Origin of the sequence: Lentzea sp. NPDC003310 (assembly GCF_040610935.1) — a bacterium.
GTDB lineage: Bacteria > Actinomycetota > Actinomycetes > Mycobacteriales > Pseudonocardiaceae > Lentzea.
Genome location: NZ_JBEXNC010000001.1, coordinates 95,863 through 111,092 on the forward strand (window position 1 = coordinate 95,863; position 15,230 = coordinate 111,092).

11 protein-coding genes are annotated in these 15,230 nt (G+C 70.1%); 6 read left to right on the forward strand and 5 right to left on the reverse strand.

Going from position 1 to position 15,230, the window contains the following annotated elements; translation table 11 throughout:
- The first annotated feature begins 78 nt into the window (after window positions 1-78).
- Entirely contained in the window at window positions 79-1,248 is a 1,170-nt protein-coding gene (locus ABZX02_RS00490) for a transcriptional regulator (RefSeq protein WP_355293938.1), read from the forward strand.
- 5 nt (window positions 1,249-1,253) lie between these two features.
- Here ABZX02_RS00490 and ABZX02_RS00495 read toward each other — a convergent pair whose 3' ends face one another.
- Together ABZX02_RS00495 and ABZX02_RS00500 are read right to left on the reverse strand one after the other, a co-directional pair.
- Window positions 1,254-4,574 (reverse strand): ATP-binding protein, encoded by a 3,321-nt coding sequence (locus ABZX02_RS00495; protein ID WP_355293939.1) that lies wholly within the window; start codon window positions 4,572-4,574, stop codon window positions 1,254-1,256.
- Between the two features lie 104 nt (window positions 4,575-4,678).
- Window positions 4,679-5,506 (reverse strand): dienelactone hydrolase family protein, encoded by an 828-nt coding sequence (locus ABZX02_RS00500; RefSeq protein WP_355294350.1) that lies wholly within the window; start codon window positions 5,504-5,506, stop codon window positions 4,679-4,681.
- A gap of 206 nt (window positions 5,507-5,712) precedes the next feature.
- On the opposite strand from ABZX02_RS00500, the gene ABZX02_RS00505 reads away from it, so the two are divergent.
- The 4 genes from ABZX02_RS00505 to ABZX02_RS00520 all read left to right on the forward strand — a co-directional run bounded on the left by ABZX02_RS00505 (window position 5,713) and on the right by ABZX02_RS00520 (window position 10,900).
- On the forward strand, window positions 5,713-8,085 hold the full coding sequence (locus tag ABZX02_RS00505) for a LuxR family transcriptional regulator (protein ID WP_355293940.1): 2,373 nt from the start codon (window positions 5,713-5,715) through the stop codon (window positions 8,083-8,085).
- Between the two features lie 13 nt (window positions 8,086-8,098).
- Window positions 8,099-8,512, forward strand: coding sequence for a thioesterase family protein (locus tag ABZX02_RS00510; RefSeq protein ID WP_355293941.1), 414 nt, complete (start codon window positions 8,099-8,101; stop codon window positions 8,510-8,512).
- The gene (locus ABZX02_RS00515) at window positions 8,509-9,609 is read left to right on the forward strand and encodes a zinc-binding dehydrogenase (RefSeq protein WP_355293942.1); all 1,101 of its coding nucleotides are present in this window, start codon (window positions 8,509-8,511) and stop codon (window positions 9,607-9,609) included. The genes ABZX02_RS00510 and ABZX02_RS00515 overlap by 4 nt, the downstream gene beginning before the upstream one ends.
- Window positions 9,610-9,766: 157 nt before the next feature.
- Window positions 9,767-10,900, forward strand: coding sequence for a S1 family peptidase (locus tag ABZX02_RS00520; protein ID WP_355293943.1), 1,134 nt, complete (start codon window positions 9,767-9,769; stop codon window positions 10,898-10,900).
- Between the two features lie 56 nt (window positions 10,901-10,956).
- Here ABZX02_RS00520 and ABZX02_RS00525 read toward each other — a convergent pair whose 3' ends face one another.
- Window positions 10,957-12,318, reverse strand: coding sequence for an alpha-amylase family protein (locus ABZX02_RS00525; RefSeq protein WP_355293944.1), 1,362 nt, complete (start codon window positions 12,316-12,318; stop codon window positions 10,957-10,959).
- Between the two features lie 92 nt (window positions 12,319-12,410).
- Window positions 12,411-13,829, reverse strand: a complete 1,419-nt coding sequence (locus tag ABZX02_RS00530; protein WP_355293945.1) for an MFS transporter — start codon at window positions 13,827-13,829, stop codon at window positions 12,411-12,413.
- Window positions 13,830-13,882: 53 nt separating this feature from the next.
- Here ABZX02_RS00530 and ABZX02_RS00535 point away from each other — a divergent pair, with 53 nt between their 5' ends.
- A complete protein-coding gene (locus tag ABZX02_RS00535; protein WP_355293946.1) occupies window positions 13,883-14,563 on the forward strand; it encodes a TetR/AcrR family transcriptional regulator in 681 nt (226 codons plus the stop codon).
- On the opposite strand, the gene ABZX02_RS00540 is transcribed toward ABZX02_RS00535, so the two are convergent.
- The gene (locus ABZX02_RS00540; RefSeq protein WP_355293947.1) at window positions 14,550-15,134 is read right to left on the reverse strand and encodes a class I SAM-dependent methyltransferase; all 585 of its coding nucleotides are present in this window, start codon (window positions 15,132-15,134) and stop codon (window positions 14,550-14,552) included. The two genes, ABZX02_RS00535 and ABZX02_RS00540, sit on opposite strands and share 14 nt — an antisense overlap.
- Between the last annotated feature and the right edge of the window lie 96 nt (window positions 15,135-15,230).

Consider the following 15,230-nt stretch of genomic DNA (forward strand, 5'->3'; position numbering starts at 1 on the left):
CTTCGCCCCGATTCACCTCCTTCCGGCGCTCAGGTGAAACCGTTGCACCGGATTGCACGCCTGGGTCATGCTCGACCGGTGAGCGTGCCCAGGGCAGTGCCGCCCGGTCAGCACCTGCCCACGTATGCCCGCGAACTGGTGCGCATGCACGACGCGGTCATCGCGGGCAGCCGCTCCACCCTGCGCCCGCGAGCCCTGGTCTCCCGCTCCTGGAACCGAGTCCTGGACCTGGGCCTGCGCGCCGACGACGTGAACGCCCGCAACTGGCTGGGCGCGAGCGAACTGGGCCACCGCCAGGAGTCCTCACCGCTGCGTTCCGTCGTCCCGGACCTGAGGGCGGTCATCGGCGGGCTGGCCGACGCCTCCCAGTTGCTGCTGGTGGTCACCGACCACGAGGGCGTCATCCTCTGGCGCTCCGGCACGCCCGCTGTCCGTCGCCGCGCGGACTCCCTCGGCTTCTTCGAGGGCGCGGACTGGACCGAGGGCCGCGTGGGCACCAACGCGATCGGCACCGCCCTGGCCGAGGACGCCCCCGTCGAACTGCTGGCGGGCGAGCACTTCGAGCAGGGCCAGCACCCCTGGTACTGCACCGCCACGCCGGTCCACGACCCGCGCACCGGCTCGGTGCTCGGGGTGATCGACGTGAGCGGACCGGCCCTGACGCTGCACCCGGCGATCGGCGCGCTGGTCGAGACGGGCCGGATGCTGGCCGAGTCCCGGCTGTGGCGCTACCACCAGGAGAGGCTCGAACGGCTGCGCACGTCGGTCCTGCTCACCGGCCCCGGGCTCGTCGTGGACGACCTCGGCTGGGTGGCGGCGTCGCACGGGGTGGCGGTCGGGCCGCGGGTGGCGGTGCCGGAGGCCGGGCAACCCCTCGCCGTGCCCGGCCTCGGGGCCTGCGTGCCGGAGCGGCTGGCCGGTGGGTGGCTGATCCGGCTCGGCTCGGGGGACCGGACCGTCCGGCTGGAGCTGGACCTGACCTCGACGCCGCAGGTGCGGTTGTCCGGCGGGGACGCGGACTGGCGGCGCACCGTCACGCGCCGGCACGCGGAGATCCTCGTGCTGCTGCACCGGGCCGGGCCCGCCGGGCTGTCGGTCGAGGCGTTGGGGCTTGCGTTGTACGGGGACGCCGAGCACGTGGTGACGGTGCGGGCGGAGGTGTCGCGGTTGCGGCGGCTGCTCGGGGCGTTGGTGCAGACGCGGCCGTACCGGTTGTCGGGCGACGTGCGGATGACCGTCGTGCAGTGATGTGTTCAGCTTTGCGGCGTCTGAAGTACTGCAGAGATCTGCCGCAGTACGTCAGGATCCACCTTGCCGATCGCCGTCAGCGACCTGTACCACTGTTCCGAAGTCGTCAACGACTGCATTAGGAACTGCTTGGCCACGGCAGATTCCCCCATGCTCGCAGCCACCACAGCGAGCTCGTCGAGCAGAGGTGCATGATCGCGGTGCGGCACCATGTCCAAGTATTGACGTGCCCGTGCGAAATTTCCGGTTCTGGCGATCGCGATCGTGATCGCGTAGTTCACCAGGTCGCGGTGGTGGTCCAGCTTGAGCACCAGAGCCAACTCTTCGGCCTCGTCTGTGAGCCCTGCTCGAGCCTTGGCCACCGCTACCTCTGCGAGGGCCATCTCGTACTGGTAGGGATCCCTGATAGATCTGGCGAGGCCTCGGGCGCGCACGTGATCGCCGGCCATCGCAGCGTTCCTTGCTATCTCCCGCCAGGTCAGATCGCGTCTGAACACGTTCGGTAGCTGCTCTGTGATGATCTTGTTCGCCCGGTCCGCATCTCCGATGGCGTCGAAGGCGAGAGCCACTCGGGAGAACAGTTCTGGGTGTTGAGCCAGCACGGACGACCGTGTCGAGGCCTCAGCGCGTTCTGCGAACGCTGTGGCTGCTTCGCGGTCGAGAAGTGCTAACGCCAAGGCGGCGGCTGTCAAAGCCATGATTCGTCGCGACTGGTCCGGCATCGAGTCGACGATGACGGAAAGCTTCTTGAACTCGCCCGCAGCGGCCGTCACCCTCACGAGGTCCATGGCGATCTCATCGGAGAAGAAGCCGGCGACCACCTCTGGCCAGATGGAATCGATCGAGTCGAAGAGTTGGTGCCACCGCTGCCGATTGGCGGTCGGTTTCAGCGCGGTTAGAATGTCGAGCAGCGCGCGGGCGCGCTCCGTGGCCGACTCGATCATCGGTGTAGCGGCTTCGGCCTCGTCGTACCACCCGAGCGATGAGAACGCGGATACCAGATGGGATGCGACGTAGTCCATGTAGGACGAGCTGCGTCCTCGCGAGGTCGTCTCTGCAAGCTCTGCGAGTATCGCAGCTCGCTCCTTTTGGCCGCACTGGATCAAGAACAGCGCCAGGTCATTGACCGAGTCCCCGAATGTGTCCAGCGCAGCTATTTCTGCGATCAGCGCGTCCGCCCGCGTCTTGTCGCCGTGTGCTAGGGCCAGCTGAGCTACTTTTGCCAGTGCGCCTGGGAGCTCTGTGATGTCCTCGATCATGCGGGCTGTGTTCTCTGCTCCCTCCAAGTCACCACACGCGATGGAGCAATCCACTAGCTCCAGGAGCGTCGAGTCGTGGGGCCGGGGATTGTTGTGGACCTTCGCTGCGGCGTAAGCCTGTTCCGCCAACGCCGCCGCGCGATCACCGAGCGGAGCCGCACCGCGACAGATCTCTGTAAGCGCAGAGACCATTTCGATGTCTTGCTCTTGCCGCGACACCAGGGCCTCCGCTTCGACGAACAACGTCGAGGCTCGATCGACCTGGCCTTGGGCGAGCGACTCGGCGCCCGCAGCTGCGAGGAGCGCCACCCGTTCATGCGGGTCTGAGGCGGTATAGGCGACCCTGTAGACCCTTTCGATCTCACCAAAGGATTCCGCGCAGGAGACGAGCTCGATCGTCAACAGGTCCAGCTCACTGGCTTCGAACAGTTCTGCGGTGTCGAGCAACGCGGACGCCTGTTCCCGATGCCCGAGCAGATGAAGAGCGCGGGCCAGATGCACGAGAGCACGAGTCCGGGTGTACGCATCGCTGATCTTGGTGGCAGAGCCCCGTGCCTTCGTCAGCATGTGTTCGGCATGCTGACCTCCGCCGGAGCTTGCGAGGATAAGAGTCAAGTCGGTGAAGGCTTGTGCCTGCCATCGTGCCTCGTCGATGGTGTCGGCAATGCTCTCGGCTCTGCTGAGATCACCGGACTCGGCGACGGCCTTGGAGAGAATCGCCAACGCCTGCGATCGCGTGTTGCGGTTGACGATGCCGTGGGCGAGCGCGGTCGCGCGATCAGGGTGTCCGAGCTTCTCCCACACGGCGGGAAGCCCGATCGGCAGACGACGGTTGCCCGCGCCGAGTTCTCCGCGTGAGCTGGCCAGTCTCGCCATGGACAGCAGGTCGTTGGGTGTGTGCTCGGCCACGAGTTGCTGTGCGGCGAGGATTTGCGAGTAAGCGGCGGCGTCGCCGCCGGTCTGCCATCGCAACCGGGACTGGCGCAGCCGGTCTGTCACGAGCTCCACCAGCCGGGCCGGGTCCGGAGCGGATCGCAGCATTGACGGATATCCCTGCAGCAGGTATTCGGGTGTGGCCTCGGGCCACTCCTGTGCACCGTACTTCTCGGCCCAGACGTGCAGCCGGTCGCGAAAGTTCCCGAGCACAGACCCGAACATCCTGACTGCGGTGACTTGAAGTTCCTCGTGAGCGAGGAGGTAGGTACGTCCACGCCCGGCGAAGCTGCGCCCGGCGACCGTGCACAAGAGGTCCTCGACCTCATATGACGATGCCCCGGTGAGCTCGACCAAGTCGGAGGACGTCAGGCCTCCGCCGGCCGCGGCGATCAGCCCGAGAACGTCCTTCTGCAGGCCGACAGCGTGCATCAGGGTCTTGAGTTCGCGCTCGGTCTCGCGGCGTAACGCGACGGCGGCCGGGGAGGGAGTCAGTGAACGGACTTCAGCGGTGCCTGACCGCAGCGGATGGTCGTCCGGGGCGTCCGGCGGTGGGTTGGGGCGGCCCGCGACCACGATGCGCATGCCGTCCGGCGGTCGGACCGGTAGCAGGGAGGCGATGCTGTGGACCCCTGCGCCGTTGTCCTCGTCCAGGCCGTCGACGACGAGCACAAAGGATTCGCCGCGGGAGTGACAGGCGGTGGTCGCGGAGTCCAGGAGACGGAGAAGATGGGCGTGTTTCGTGGCTTCGGTGAGGAGTTCCGGCACCTCCTCACCGAGGAGGAGGAAAAGCTGCTCTAGAACGTTGTCGAGGAAGGCTGTCTGGTCGTTTTGGCCACTGAGCCTGCTGGTGATGAAGAACGATACGACCGTCACGCCAGCGGGTGGGTCCAGCGCGAACGAGGACAGGAGGGCCGTCTTGCCGGACCACGCCTCGGCGCGCCACCAGAGGTAACGGCCCGAGGTGCTTGCAGAAGTGCAGAACTCGGCGAGTTCGGCTAGTTCGTGCTCGCGGCCGATCAGGGAAGCGGGCGCGATCTGCTCTACCTGGTGCAGATAGGCGCTCCGCGGGACAGGGAGGTCGCCGCTGAACCTGTTGGTCGCTTGTATCGCAACGCCCGGCTCCTCGGCCACGTGCGTCTCCTCGGTGTCCGCTCGGACTCCAATGATGACGCAGTAGGCTGGGTCGGGTCGCGGCGCCCCGCGCTCGGTTGACGCCGCGACCCGTGATCAGCGGATCAGGAGTGCGGGCAGGTGTCCCGGTACTCCTCGATCAGCGTGCTGCGCCCCGGCGCCGGGCAGAGGAACTGCTCGTAGCGGGTGTCGTTGTCGATGAACCGCTTGAGCCACGAGATGCTGTACTTCGCGATCGTCGTGTTGGACGAGTTCGGGGCGAAGTGCGAGGCGTTGTTCAGCTCCAGGTACGCCTTGTCCAAGGTGGACGGCAGCGAGGTGTAGAACGGCTCGGAGTGCGACGACACCGGGGCGATGGAGTCGCTCTCGGCGCCGACCACCAGGGTCGGGACGCGCACGGACGACCAGTTCTTCGTCGTGTGCCAGCCGGTCAGCGGGATCGCCGCCTGCAGGCTCGGGCGCTGGCTGGCGGCGCGCAACGTGCCGCCGCCGCCCATCGAGTGGCCCATCACGCCGAGGCGTGAGGAGTCGATCCTGGAGCGGACCGAGCTCTGCTGGGTCAGGTAGTCGAGGGCGGCGAGGAGCTGGGACGCCCGGCTGTCGGGCTGGTCGTAGATCGTGTTCGTGTCGATCGTGAAGACCACGAAGCCCTGGGACGCGAGGCGCGGGCCGAGCCAGGAGATGCTCGACTGCGTGCCGGTGTAGCCGGGGGAGATGGCCACGGCGCCGAACGTGCCCGCGGAGGTGCTGGTCGGGTAGTAGATCGTGCCGCCGCCGAAGCCTCCGACGAGGGACGAGACCGAGGTCTCCGAGACGGCGAACGAGCCGCGGGACGCCTCGATGCTCGCGTTGGTGGGGGCCGGGCCGCGTTCGTACGGGTTGTCCGCGGCCTGGGCGGCGGTGCTGCCCACGAGCAGCAGGGACAGGGCGATGGGGACGAGCGTTCGGAGTTGCACTGCGCTGTACACCTCATTCGGCAGGGGAGGGGGACGTCTCGACCCTGCAACCCCGCGCGGAGCGTCCGCATCGGTGCAACCACCGGTCTCGGTGAACAGCTTCGAGAGGAAAACTAACGGTGGTAGGTGAATTTGGGCTCTCCCTCTTCCGGTGGAGCCCATGCCGCCATAAGACTGGGCTGATGCTGCTGCGTGGCCGAGAGCGGCAACGCGTCGCCGTGGACGCGTTGGTCGACCGTGCGCGCGTTGGGCGCGGCGGGGCGTTGGTGCTGCGCGGCGAAGCCGGCTCGGGCAAGTCTGCGCTGCTCGACGCCGTGATGGACACCTACGACGCGTTGTTGTGCGTGGATGTCGAAGAGATTGATGACGACCTGCTGCAGCTTGCGCGCGAGGTGCAGGACACGAGAGCAGCGCTGCTCATCGCCACCGAGGGGGAGGCACGAGGGCTGCCGAGCGTCACGCTCGAGCCGTTGGACGCCGCGACCAGCGTGCGCGTGCTGCACGACCTCGTGCCCGGCCTGCCCTCCACCCTCGCCGCGGACCTGGCCGACCTCGCCTGCGGCACCCCGCTGGCCCTGGTCGAGCTGGCGGGCTCGCTCACGTCCGCGCAGCTCGGCGGCATCGCGCCGGCGCCGGAGGTGCTGCCGGAGCACAGCTCGTTGCGGCAACGGTGGCGGGCGCGGTTCGCGGAGCTGTCGCCGCGGGCGCAGCACGTCGTCGCGCTCCTCGCGGTGGACGGGGAGGTCGATCCCGGCACGCTCGACCCGGACGCGGTGAGCGAGGCGGGGCCGCTGGCCGACCCGCGCCGGCTCGTGCGGTCCGCGCTGCTGGCGGACGTGCCGCTCGTCCAACGGCGCGAGGCGCACGCCGAGCTCGCGCGGACCCTCCCGCCGGGGGCTCGGCGCGCGTGGCACGAGGCCGTCACGACGCAGGACCCGGCACTCGCCGCCGTGCTGACCGCGCACGCCGAGCACGCGCGGCGGTGCGGTGACTTCGCGACCGCCGCCCGCGACCACGACCGGGCCGCCCGCCTCACGACCGATCCCGAGGAGAAGGCGCACAGCCTGCTCAAGGCGGCCGCCGACCACTGGGCGCACGGCGAGCCGCACCGCTCGCGCGCCGTGCTGCGCACCGCGACGAAGCTGACCTGCACGCCGGAGCTCCGGGCGCTGATGGACCTGGTCGTCGGCGGCATCGACCTCGGCGAGAGCCTCCCGGACGTGGCCGCGGACCGGCTCATCCGGGCGGCGAAAGGCCTGGTTGGCACGCGCAGGGAGCTCGCGGTCGCGGCGCTCGGGTTCGCGGGCGAGGCGGCGAGCATCGCGGGCGACCACCGCCGCTACACAGAGGTCGCGACGATCGCGCGCGAGATCCGGCTCGCGGACGAGCCCCCGGCCACCCGGCTCACGCTCGACCACCTCGTCGGGATGCTCGCGACCTTCGACGGACGGCACGACGAGGCGGTGCCCGCGCTGCACGGCGTCATGGACCTGGCCGGCCGGGTGCCGGGGCCGCAGGCGCGGATCTGGGCGAGCCAGGCCGCCTACGTGCTCGGCGACGCCACCCGGTCCCACGAGCTGGCCACCAGCGCGGTCACGGCGGCGCGCGAGACCGGATTCACGGCCCTCGTGCCGTGGGCGCTCGTCTACCGCGCGCTGTCCGCGTTGTTGTTGGACCAGCACACGGCGGCGTTCACCGCGGCGACCGAGGGCGTGCACGCGGCCACGGCCATCGGGCAGCACAACGCCGTGGTCGACCACCTCACGATCCTCGCGCTGCTGGCGGCTCTGCGCGGGGACACCGACACGGCGCTGGACCGCATCGACACCGCCACGGAGCAGATCACCCGGCGCGGGCTGACCCGGCCGGGCACGTTCGGCGCCTGGGCCTTCGCGTGCGTCGACCTGGCCCGCGACCGGCCCGCCGACGCGCTCGACCGGCTGCGGCTGCACCCCGGGCACGCCGGCATCAAGGTCATGGCCGCGCCGCACGTGGTGGAGGCGGCCGTCGCGTGCGGCCGTCCGTCCACAGGGGACAGAGCGCTGCGGCGGTTCGAGCAGTGGGCGGGCACGACCGGGAGCACGGCCAGGCTCGCGCTCTCGCACCGGTGCCGCGGGCTGCTCGAGAGCGGGACCGCCGACGAGCACTTCGAGGAGGCGATCCGGTTGCACCGCGCCAGCGGCACCGCGCTGGAGCTCGCCAAGACCGAGCTGCTGTACGGCAACCGGCTCCGCCGGGGGCGCAAACCCAAGGCCGCGCGCGAACACCTCCGCGACGCCGTGCACATCTTCCAGTCCTACCAGGCGGATCACTGGGTCGAACGGGCTCGCGCCGAACTGCGCGCGGCGGGCGACTCCACCAGCGAGCCCAAGGACCACCCGGAGCTGACGCCGCAACAGGCGCAGATCGCCCGGCTGGTCGCCGAGGGCGCGACGAACCGCGAGATCGCCGCGCGGTTGTTCCTGAGCCACCGCACCGTCGAGCACCACCTGCGCAACATCTTCGCGCGGCTCGGCGTGCGGTCGAGGGTCGAGCTCACCAGGAGACTCGACTGACGATGGAGGTTGTGTGCGCGAGCGGTACCGGCACTGGCAGCGGATCCCGACCCGGTGGGCGGACAACGACGTCTACGGCCACGTGAACAACGTCGTCCACTACGCGTTCATGGACACGGTGATCAACACGTGGCTGATCGGCGCGGGACTGGACATCCAGGCGGGGCAGCAGATCGGGCTCTGCGTGGAGTCGCACTGCAACTACCGGGCGTCGATCTCGTTCCCGGAGGCCGTGGACGCGGGGCTGCGCATCGGGCACCTCGGCCGCTCCAGCGTGCGCTACGAGGTCGGGTTCTTCTTCGAGGGACGGGAGGACGTCGTGGCGGAGGGCCACTTCGTGCACGTGTTCGTCGACCGCACGACCCGCAAGCCCGTCGAGATCCCCGCGACCCTGCGCGCGGCGATGGAAGGTCTGGTGGTGGCGTGAAGACGCGCGGCGCGGTGCTGACCGGGGTCGGTGGCCCCCTGGAGGTCGTGGACCTCGAGCTCGACCCGCCCGGCCCCGGCGAGCTGCTGGTGCGCGTGCACGCGACCGGCCTGTGCCACTCCGACCTGTCCGTCATCGACGGCTCGCGCCTCCGGCCGTTGCCCATGGTGCTCGGCCACGAGGCGGCGGGCGAGGTCGTGGAAGCCGGGCCGAGCGCCGAGTTCAAGCCGGGCGACCACGTCGTGCTGTCGTTCGTGCCTGCCTGCGGTGCGTGCCGCCGGTGCGCGTCGGGCCGCCAGGCGCTGTGCGAGCCGGGCGCCGCGGCCAACCGCGACGGCACGCTGCTGAGCGGGGAGCGCCGCTGGACCCTCCCGGACGGCACGCGCCCGCACCACCACCTGGGCGTGTCCGGGTTCGCCGAGCACACGGTGGTCTCCGACCGGTCGGCCACGCTCGTGCCGGCCGACCTGCCGCTCGACGTCGCCGCGCTGTTCGGCTGCGCGGTCCTGACCGGGGCGGGCGCGGCGTTCTACAGCGCCGAGGTGAAGCCGGGGGAGAAGGTCGCGGTCTTCGGTCTCGGCGGCGTCGGGCTGGCGGCGGTGCTAGCGGCGGTCACGGCGGGCGCCACGCAGGTCGTCGCGGTCGACGTGGTGGAGCACAAGCGCGACCTGGCCCTGACCCTCGGCGCGACGCACGCGGCCGCGGGCGGACCGGAGGTCGTGGAGCGTGTCCGGGATCTGACCGGTGGCGGCGCGGACAAGGTCATCGACACCACGGGGGTCGCGGCCGTCCTCGAACAGGCCTACGCGGCCACGGCCGTCGGCGGCACTACGGTCACCGTCGGCCTCCCGCACCCCGACCGCACGGTGTCGTTGCCCGCCTTGAACCTGGTCGCCGAGGAACGCACGCTCAAGGGCAGCTACCTGGGCTCCTGCGTGCCCCGCCGGGACGTGCCGCGGTTCGTCGACCTCTACCGCGCGGGACGGCTGCCGGTCGACGGCCTGCTGTCCGGCCGGCTGGGGCTGCACGAGATCAACGACGGGTTCGCCCGGCTCGCCTCCGGGGAGGCCGTCCGGCAGGTCGTCGTGATGGAGTGATGCCCGTTTTGGCCCGTTCGGGCATTTGTCGGGCAGGACAGTTCCGGTAACAGGTGTTGACCACCACCGCTGTCCTGCTGCACGGTGAGAGCGCTCTCATGTTCGTCGCTTCTCGCAACGGGGCGGAAGCGATCCCTGCACGGACAAGGAGAAGAGCTTGCGATTCACCATGCCCAGAATCGTGCCCGCGCTGGCCCTCGTGCTGGTCGGGTCCACCTTCGCCACGCCTGCCCAGGCGTCGGCGAAGGACATGTCACCCGGCCTGCTCACCGCGATGAGCTCGGCGTTCGGGCTGACCGAGGCCCAGGCGCGGCTGCGTCTGGAGAAGGAGAACCACGCGTCGCAGCTCGCGCCGCGTGCCGAGGCGGAGGCCGGCGCCGCGCTCGCCGGCAGCTGGTTCGACGAGGCGAAGAACCGCCTGGTCGTGGCCGTCACGGACCGGGCGGCCGCGCGCAAGGTCGAGGCCACCGGCGCGGACGCCGTCGTCGTCGGCCGTTCGGCGAACTCGATGACGGCCCAGAAGAACCGGATCGACGCGCTGTCCGCGACTGGTGCCGTGCCGGCCGCGGTCGCCGGCTGGCGCACCGACGCCCGCACCGGGACCGTCGTGGTGGACGTCGAGGCGGGCAAGCAGACCGCTGAAGTGGCTTCCTTCCTGGAGAAGGCGCGTCAGCACGGCTCCATCACCGTGCGCACCGAGGGCGTCCAGCAGCCGCAGACGTACGCGGCGGGCACGGTCGGCGGCGACCCGTACTACACCGGCAACGTCCGCTGCTCCATCGGTTTCTCGGTGCACGGCGGCTACGTCACGGCGGGTCACTGCGGCGGCAACGGCGCGGCCGTCTACGGCTGGGACCGCTCGTTCCAGGGCAACTTCGCCGGATCCTCGTTCCCCGGCAACGACTACGCGTGGGTGCGCACGGGCGGTGGCTGGTGGACCGTCCCGGTCGTGCTCGGCTGGGGCCGGGTGCCGGACGCGCTGGTGCGCGGCTCGTGGGAGGCGCCGGTCGGCACCTCGGTCTGCCGCTCGGGTTCGACGACGCAGTGGCACTGCGGTGTGATCCAGGGCCGCAACGAGACCGTGAACTACGCGCAGGGCGCCGTCTACCAGATGGTCGGCACCTCGGTGTGCGCCCAGGGCGGCGACTCCGGCGGCTCGTTCATCACCGGTGACCAGGCGCAGGGCGTCACGTCCGGCGGCTACGGCAACTGCACCAGCGGTGGCCGCACCTGGTTCCAGCCGATCAACGAGATCCTCAACGTGTACGGCCTGAGGCTGCACACGGCCTGATCCGCGGAACTCCCGGCTGTCCACCGCTCCTCGCGGTGGACAGCCGGTGTTTTCCGCTAGCGCGCGTTGACGTGCAACGCGAGCGCGACGCCGGCGCCGAGCGTCGTCGTGAACCGGCCCTGCGAGTCCACGGTCACGCGCACGCAGCCGTTCTCCTGGACGTTGCAGTAGCTCCCGGCGGGCAACGCGGTCTGGAACGTCCGCGTCACCGGGAACGTCTCCCGGTTGATCGCCACGAAACCCTTGTTGCCGCGCCCGAAGGCGATCAGGTCGTACCCGTTGTCCTGCCAGTTGTTCACGTCCGTGCCCGCGACGGTGTTGCGGAACGACACCATGTTCGCGATCTGGGTCCACGCGTGCTGGCACTTCCAGCCGCTGTAGCAGACGGAGTTGCCGGGCGGACCCGCGTCCTTGTCGGTGAACTCGTAGCCCGAGTACACCTGCGGCGCGCCGTAGTTCCACGCCAGCATGAACACGTTCGCGAGCGTGTAGGTGGAACCGTCCTTGTACGTCAACGTGGACCCGTTGCGCTCGGTGTCCCAGTTGTCGACGAACGGCCGGGCCTGGTTGGAGGGCAGGAAGCCCCACGACTGGCCGAACGTCCTGAGGTAGGCCAGGTTCTCGTTGTTGAAGATCCGCTTGACGTCGTACGCGTAGCGGAACTCGTCCACGTCACCCGACCCCGTGTACTCGCCGGGCTGCACCGCCTCGCCCGCGCCGTAGATCACCTCGTGCACCCAGAACACGTTGGGGTTGCTGAGCTTGGACTTGATGGCGCTCATGTCGGCCGCCGCGATGTGCTTGGCCGCGTCGATCCGGAACCCGTCCACGCCCATGCCGATCAACCGGTTGAGGTACGCCGCGATCGCGCCGCGCACGTACTCGCTGCCGGTGTCCAGATCGGACAGTCCCACGAGCTCGCAGTTCTGGACGTTGTAGCGGTCCTGGTAGTTGGTGATCGGCGACCGGCAGCCGTGGAAGTCCCAGTCGCTGTAGACGCCGGGGTAGTTGTACTTCGAGTAGTTCGTGCCGCCCGTGCCCGTGCCGGACCCGGCGCTCATGTGGTTGATCACCGCGTCCGCGATGACCTTCACACCCGCGTTGTGGCAGGTGTTCACCATGGTCCGGAAGGCGTTCTCGTCCCCGAGCCGGCCGGCGATCCGGTAGCTCACGGGCTGGTAGCTGGTCCACCACTGCGGACCCTGGATGTGCTCGGTCGCGGGGGAGACCTCGACGTAGCCGTAGCCCTTGGGCCCGAGGACGTTGGTGCACTCCGACGCGACGCGGGCGAACGGCCATTGGAACAGGGTGACGGTGACGTCCTTGGCGCCCGGTGGCGCCGCAAGACTTTGCACCGGTGTGGACAGTCCGACTAGCAGCAGCACCGCCAGGAGGGTGCGCGAAACTGAGGAAACCACGTTGTCTCCTTGTGTGCAGGGTTCGTACACCGTCCTAGCATCTGGACACAGGCAAGACCAATCGTTGCAAGAACTTTCTGGAGCAATTCCGCCTACTGCACGCGGCGTGCGCGGAAGTACGCCCAACCGACCAGTCCGGAGGCCATCGCCGTGAGCGCGAGTCCGCCGATCGTGACCGCCCGCTCGAACTGCCCCGTCTGCGCCGCGCTCCAGCCGGGCTGCGCGATGCCCCCGGCGAACAGCGCCGCCAGCACCGTGCCGCTCACGGCGACCCCGGCGGCCGAGGTGACCTGCGAGGCGGTGTCGACCAGCGCGGCGCCGATCGAGGTACGGCTCTCCGGCAGACCTTTGAGGACGTTCACGCCCGCGACCGCGCCGACCACTCGGATGCCGAGCGCGACCAGCACCAGCGCGGCGGCGACGGGCAGGTAGCCGACGCGGCCGAGCAGGGCGTAGACGGCCAAGCCGGCGACGACGCACAGGGCGCCCAGCCACACGGCGCGGTCGAGGCCTGCCCAGCGCACGAAGCGGTTGACCAGCGGACCCGCCGCGATCAGCACGGCCACCTGCGGCAGCATCCCCGCGGCGGCGAGGGCGGGGGACCAGCCCCAGTCGAGCTGCAGTTGCAGCGTCACGAGGTAGGTGAGGCCGGCGGCGGCCAGGCCGGTGGCGGCCTTGTGCGCGAGGCCGCTCGAGACCAGCGGGTGCGCGACGAGCTTCAGGTCCAGCAAAGGGTGGCGGGTCGTGCGGGCGCGGAGAACGAACAGCACCGACGCCACGGCGGTCAGCGTGAAGGCGGTCCAGGCCTGCCAGGTCGCGCCCTCGACGAACAGCGTCGGGGTGACGAGCGCGAGGGTGATGGCGGCGGTGCCCAGCAGACCGCCGAGGTAGTCGGCCGGGGCGCGGTGCAGGTCGGTGTCGGGGCCGATGCCGCGGCCGATGCCCGCGAACGCGAGGACGGCGATCGGGACGTTGATCAGCAGCAGGGCCTGCCACGGGGCGACGGCCAGCAGGAAGCCGCCCAGCGGTGGCCCCACGGCGAGCCCGATGAGGCCGACGGTGGAGATCAGCGTCATCGCGCGGACGCGCAGGTCGTCGGTGGCGAACAGGCGGAACGCCAGCGCGATGGAGCCTGGGGTGGTCATGGCGGCGGCGACGCCCATCAGCGAGCGGACCGCGATCAGGCCTCCGACGGACGTGACGAACGGGGTGGCGAGGCTCGCGGCGGCGAGGAGCGCCAGGCCCGTGAGCATCACGCGGCGGCGGCCGAAGCGGTCGGCGACGGCGCCGAACACCAGCATCAGGCCGCCGAACACCACGGCGTAGGAGTTCGACACCCACTGCAGCGCGGTGGTCGAGGCGTGCAGTTCGCGGCCGATGGTGGGCAGGGCGACGTTAAGGATCGAGTTGTCCAACATCTCGAACAGGAACACGGCGGAGAGGCCGGTGAGGGCGATCCACGCCTCGCGCAGCGATGTCGGCGCCCGCAGCGGAGCAAGGGAGGAAGTCACGAACAGTGTTCTACTCACGAACACTGTTCGGGTCAACTGGTAGGGTGGGTCGCATGACCAGGAACACGCGGGACGAGTGGGCGGCGCAGATCGCCGCGCTGGAGGACGCGCCCCCGGCCCGCAAGGAACCGATCACGGTCGGCCGCATCGTCACGACGGCGCTGGCGCTGGTCGAGGCCGAGGGCTTCGACGCGCTGACCATGCGTCGGGTCGCCGCCGCGCTGCAGACCGGGCCGGCCTCGCTCTACGCGCACGTGCGGAACAAGGCCGAGCTCGACGACCTGCTGATCGGCGCGCTCAGCAAGAACGTGGTGGTGCCCGCGCCCGACCCCGCGCGGTGGCGGGAGCAGGTCCTCGACGTCTGCGCCCAGTTGCGCGACCAGTTCCTGCGCTATCCGGGGATCGCGCGGGCGGCGTTGGCCGCGCCGCCCGCGAACCTCAACACGCTCCGCATCACCGAGGGAGTGCTGGCGATCCTGCTGGCGGGCGGCGTGCCACCGCGCAAGGCCGCGTGGGCGATCGATGCCGCCCTTCTGTACGTGAGTGCGTACACGGTCGAGTCGTCCCTGCGCGGTGAAACGGACCGCGGCGAGATGCTCGCGCGGCTGAAGATGCTCCCTCCGAACCGTTTCCCGCACACGCTCGAACACGTCGACGAGATCAACGCGGGCGAGGGGCACGACCGGTTCGAGTTCGCGATCGGGTTGCTGCTGGACGGGCTCAGCGCCGGCTGACGAGCAGGTAGCGCTCGTCGTCGATCGCCCGACCCCACAGGTCTTCGCTGGTCAGCGGCGTGACGTCGGCCTCCTCGCGCACTCCGAGGACGAGGGCGCGGGTCTGCGCGGCGGTGAGGCCGGCGCCGGTCGACCAGTGGCCCTCGACCAGCACGAGCACCCCGTCCGGCACGAGCAGCGACACCCACTCCCGCACCGCCGCGGCCGGGTCCGGCAGCGCCCACAGCACGTGCCGCGCCAGCACCACGCCGAACGACGCCTTCGGATGGGGCGGGTGCGCGGCGTCGCCGGTGTCGAAGCGGGCCGTCACGCCTGCCGCCGACGCCTTGGCCCGCGCCGCCTTCACCATCTCTCCGGACAGGTCCAGCCCGTGCACGTCGTGGCCATCCTCGGCGAGCAACACCGAGAGGCTGCCGGTGCCGCACCCGAGGTCCACGACGGACGACGCCGGCGGGACCAGGGGCAGCAGGAGCCGAGCCCACGCATCGCGCACGCGCGGGTCCCTCAGACCGTGGTCGGGCTCCTCGTCGAACGTCGCCGCGTGCGCGTCCCAGAACTCCTCTGTCCTCATGTTTTCCAGTTTTGCTTAACGGACTATCAAGTCTTCCCCAAATGAGATGCGGACCGCGTCGTACGGTCCCTAACCTCGATCCATGAGGCTTGTGCT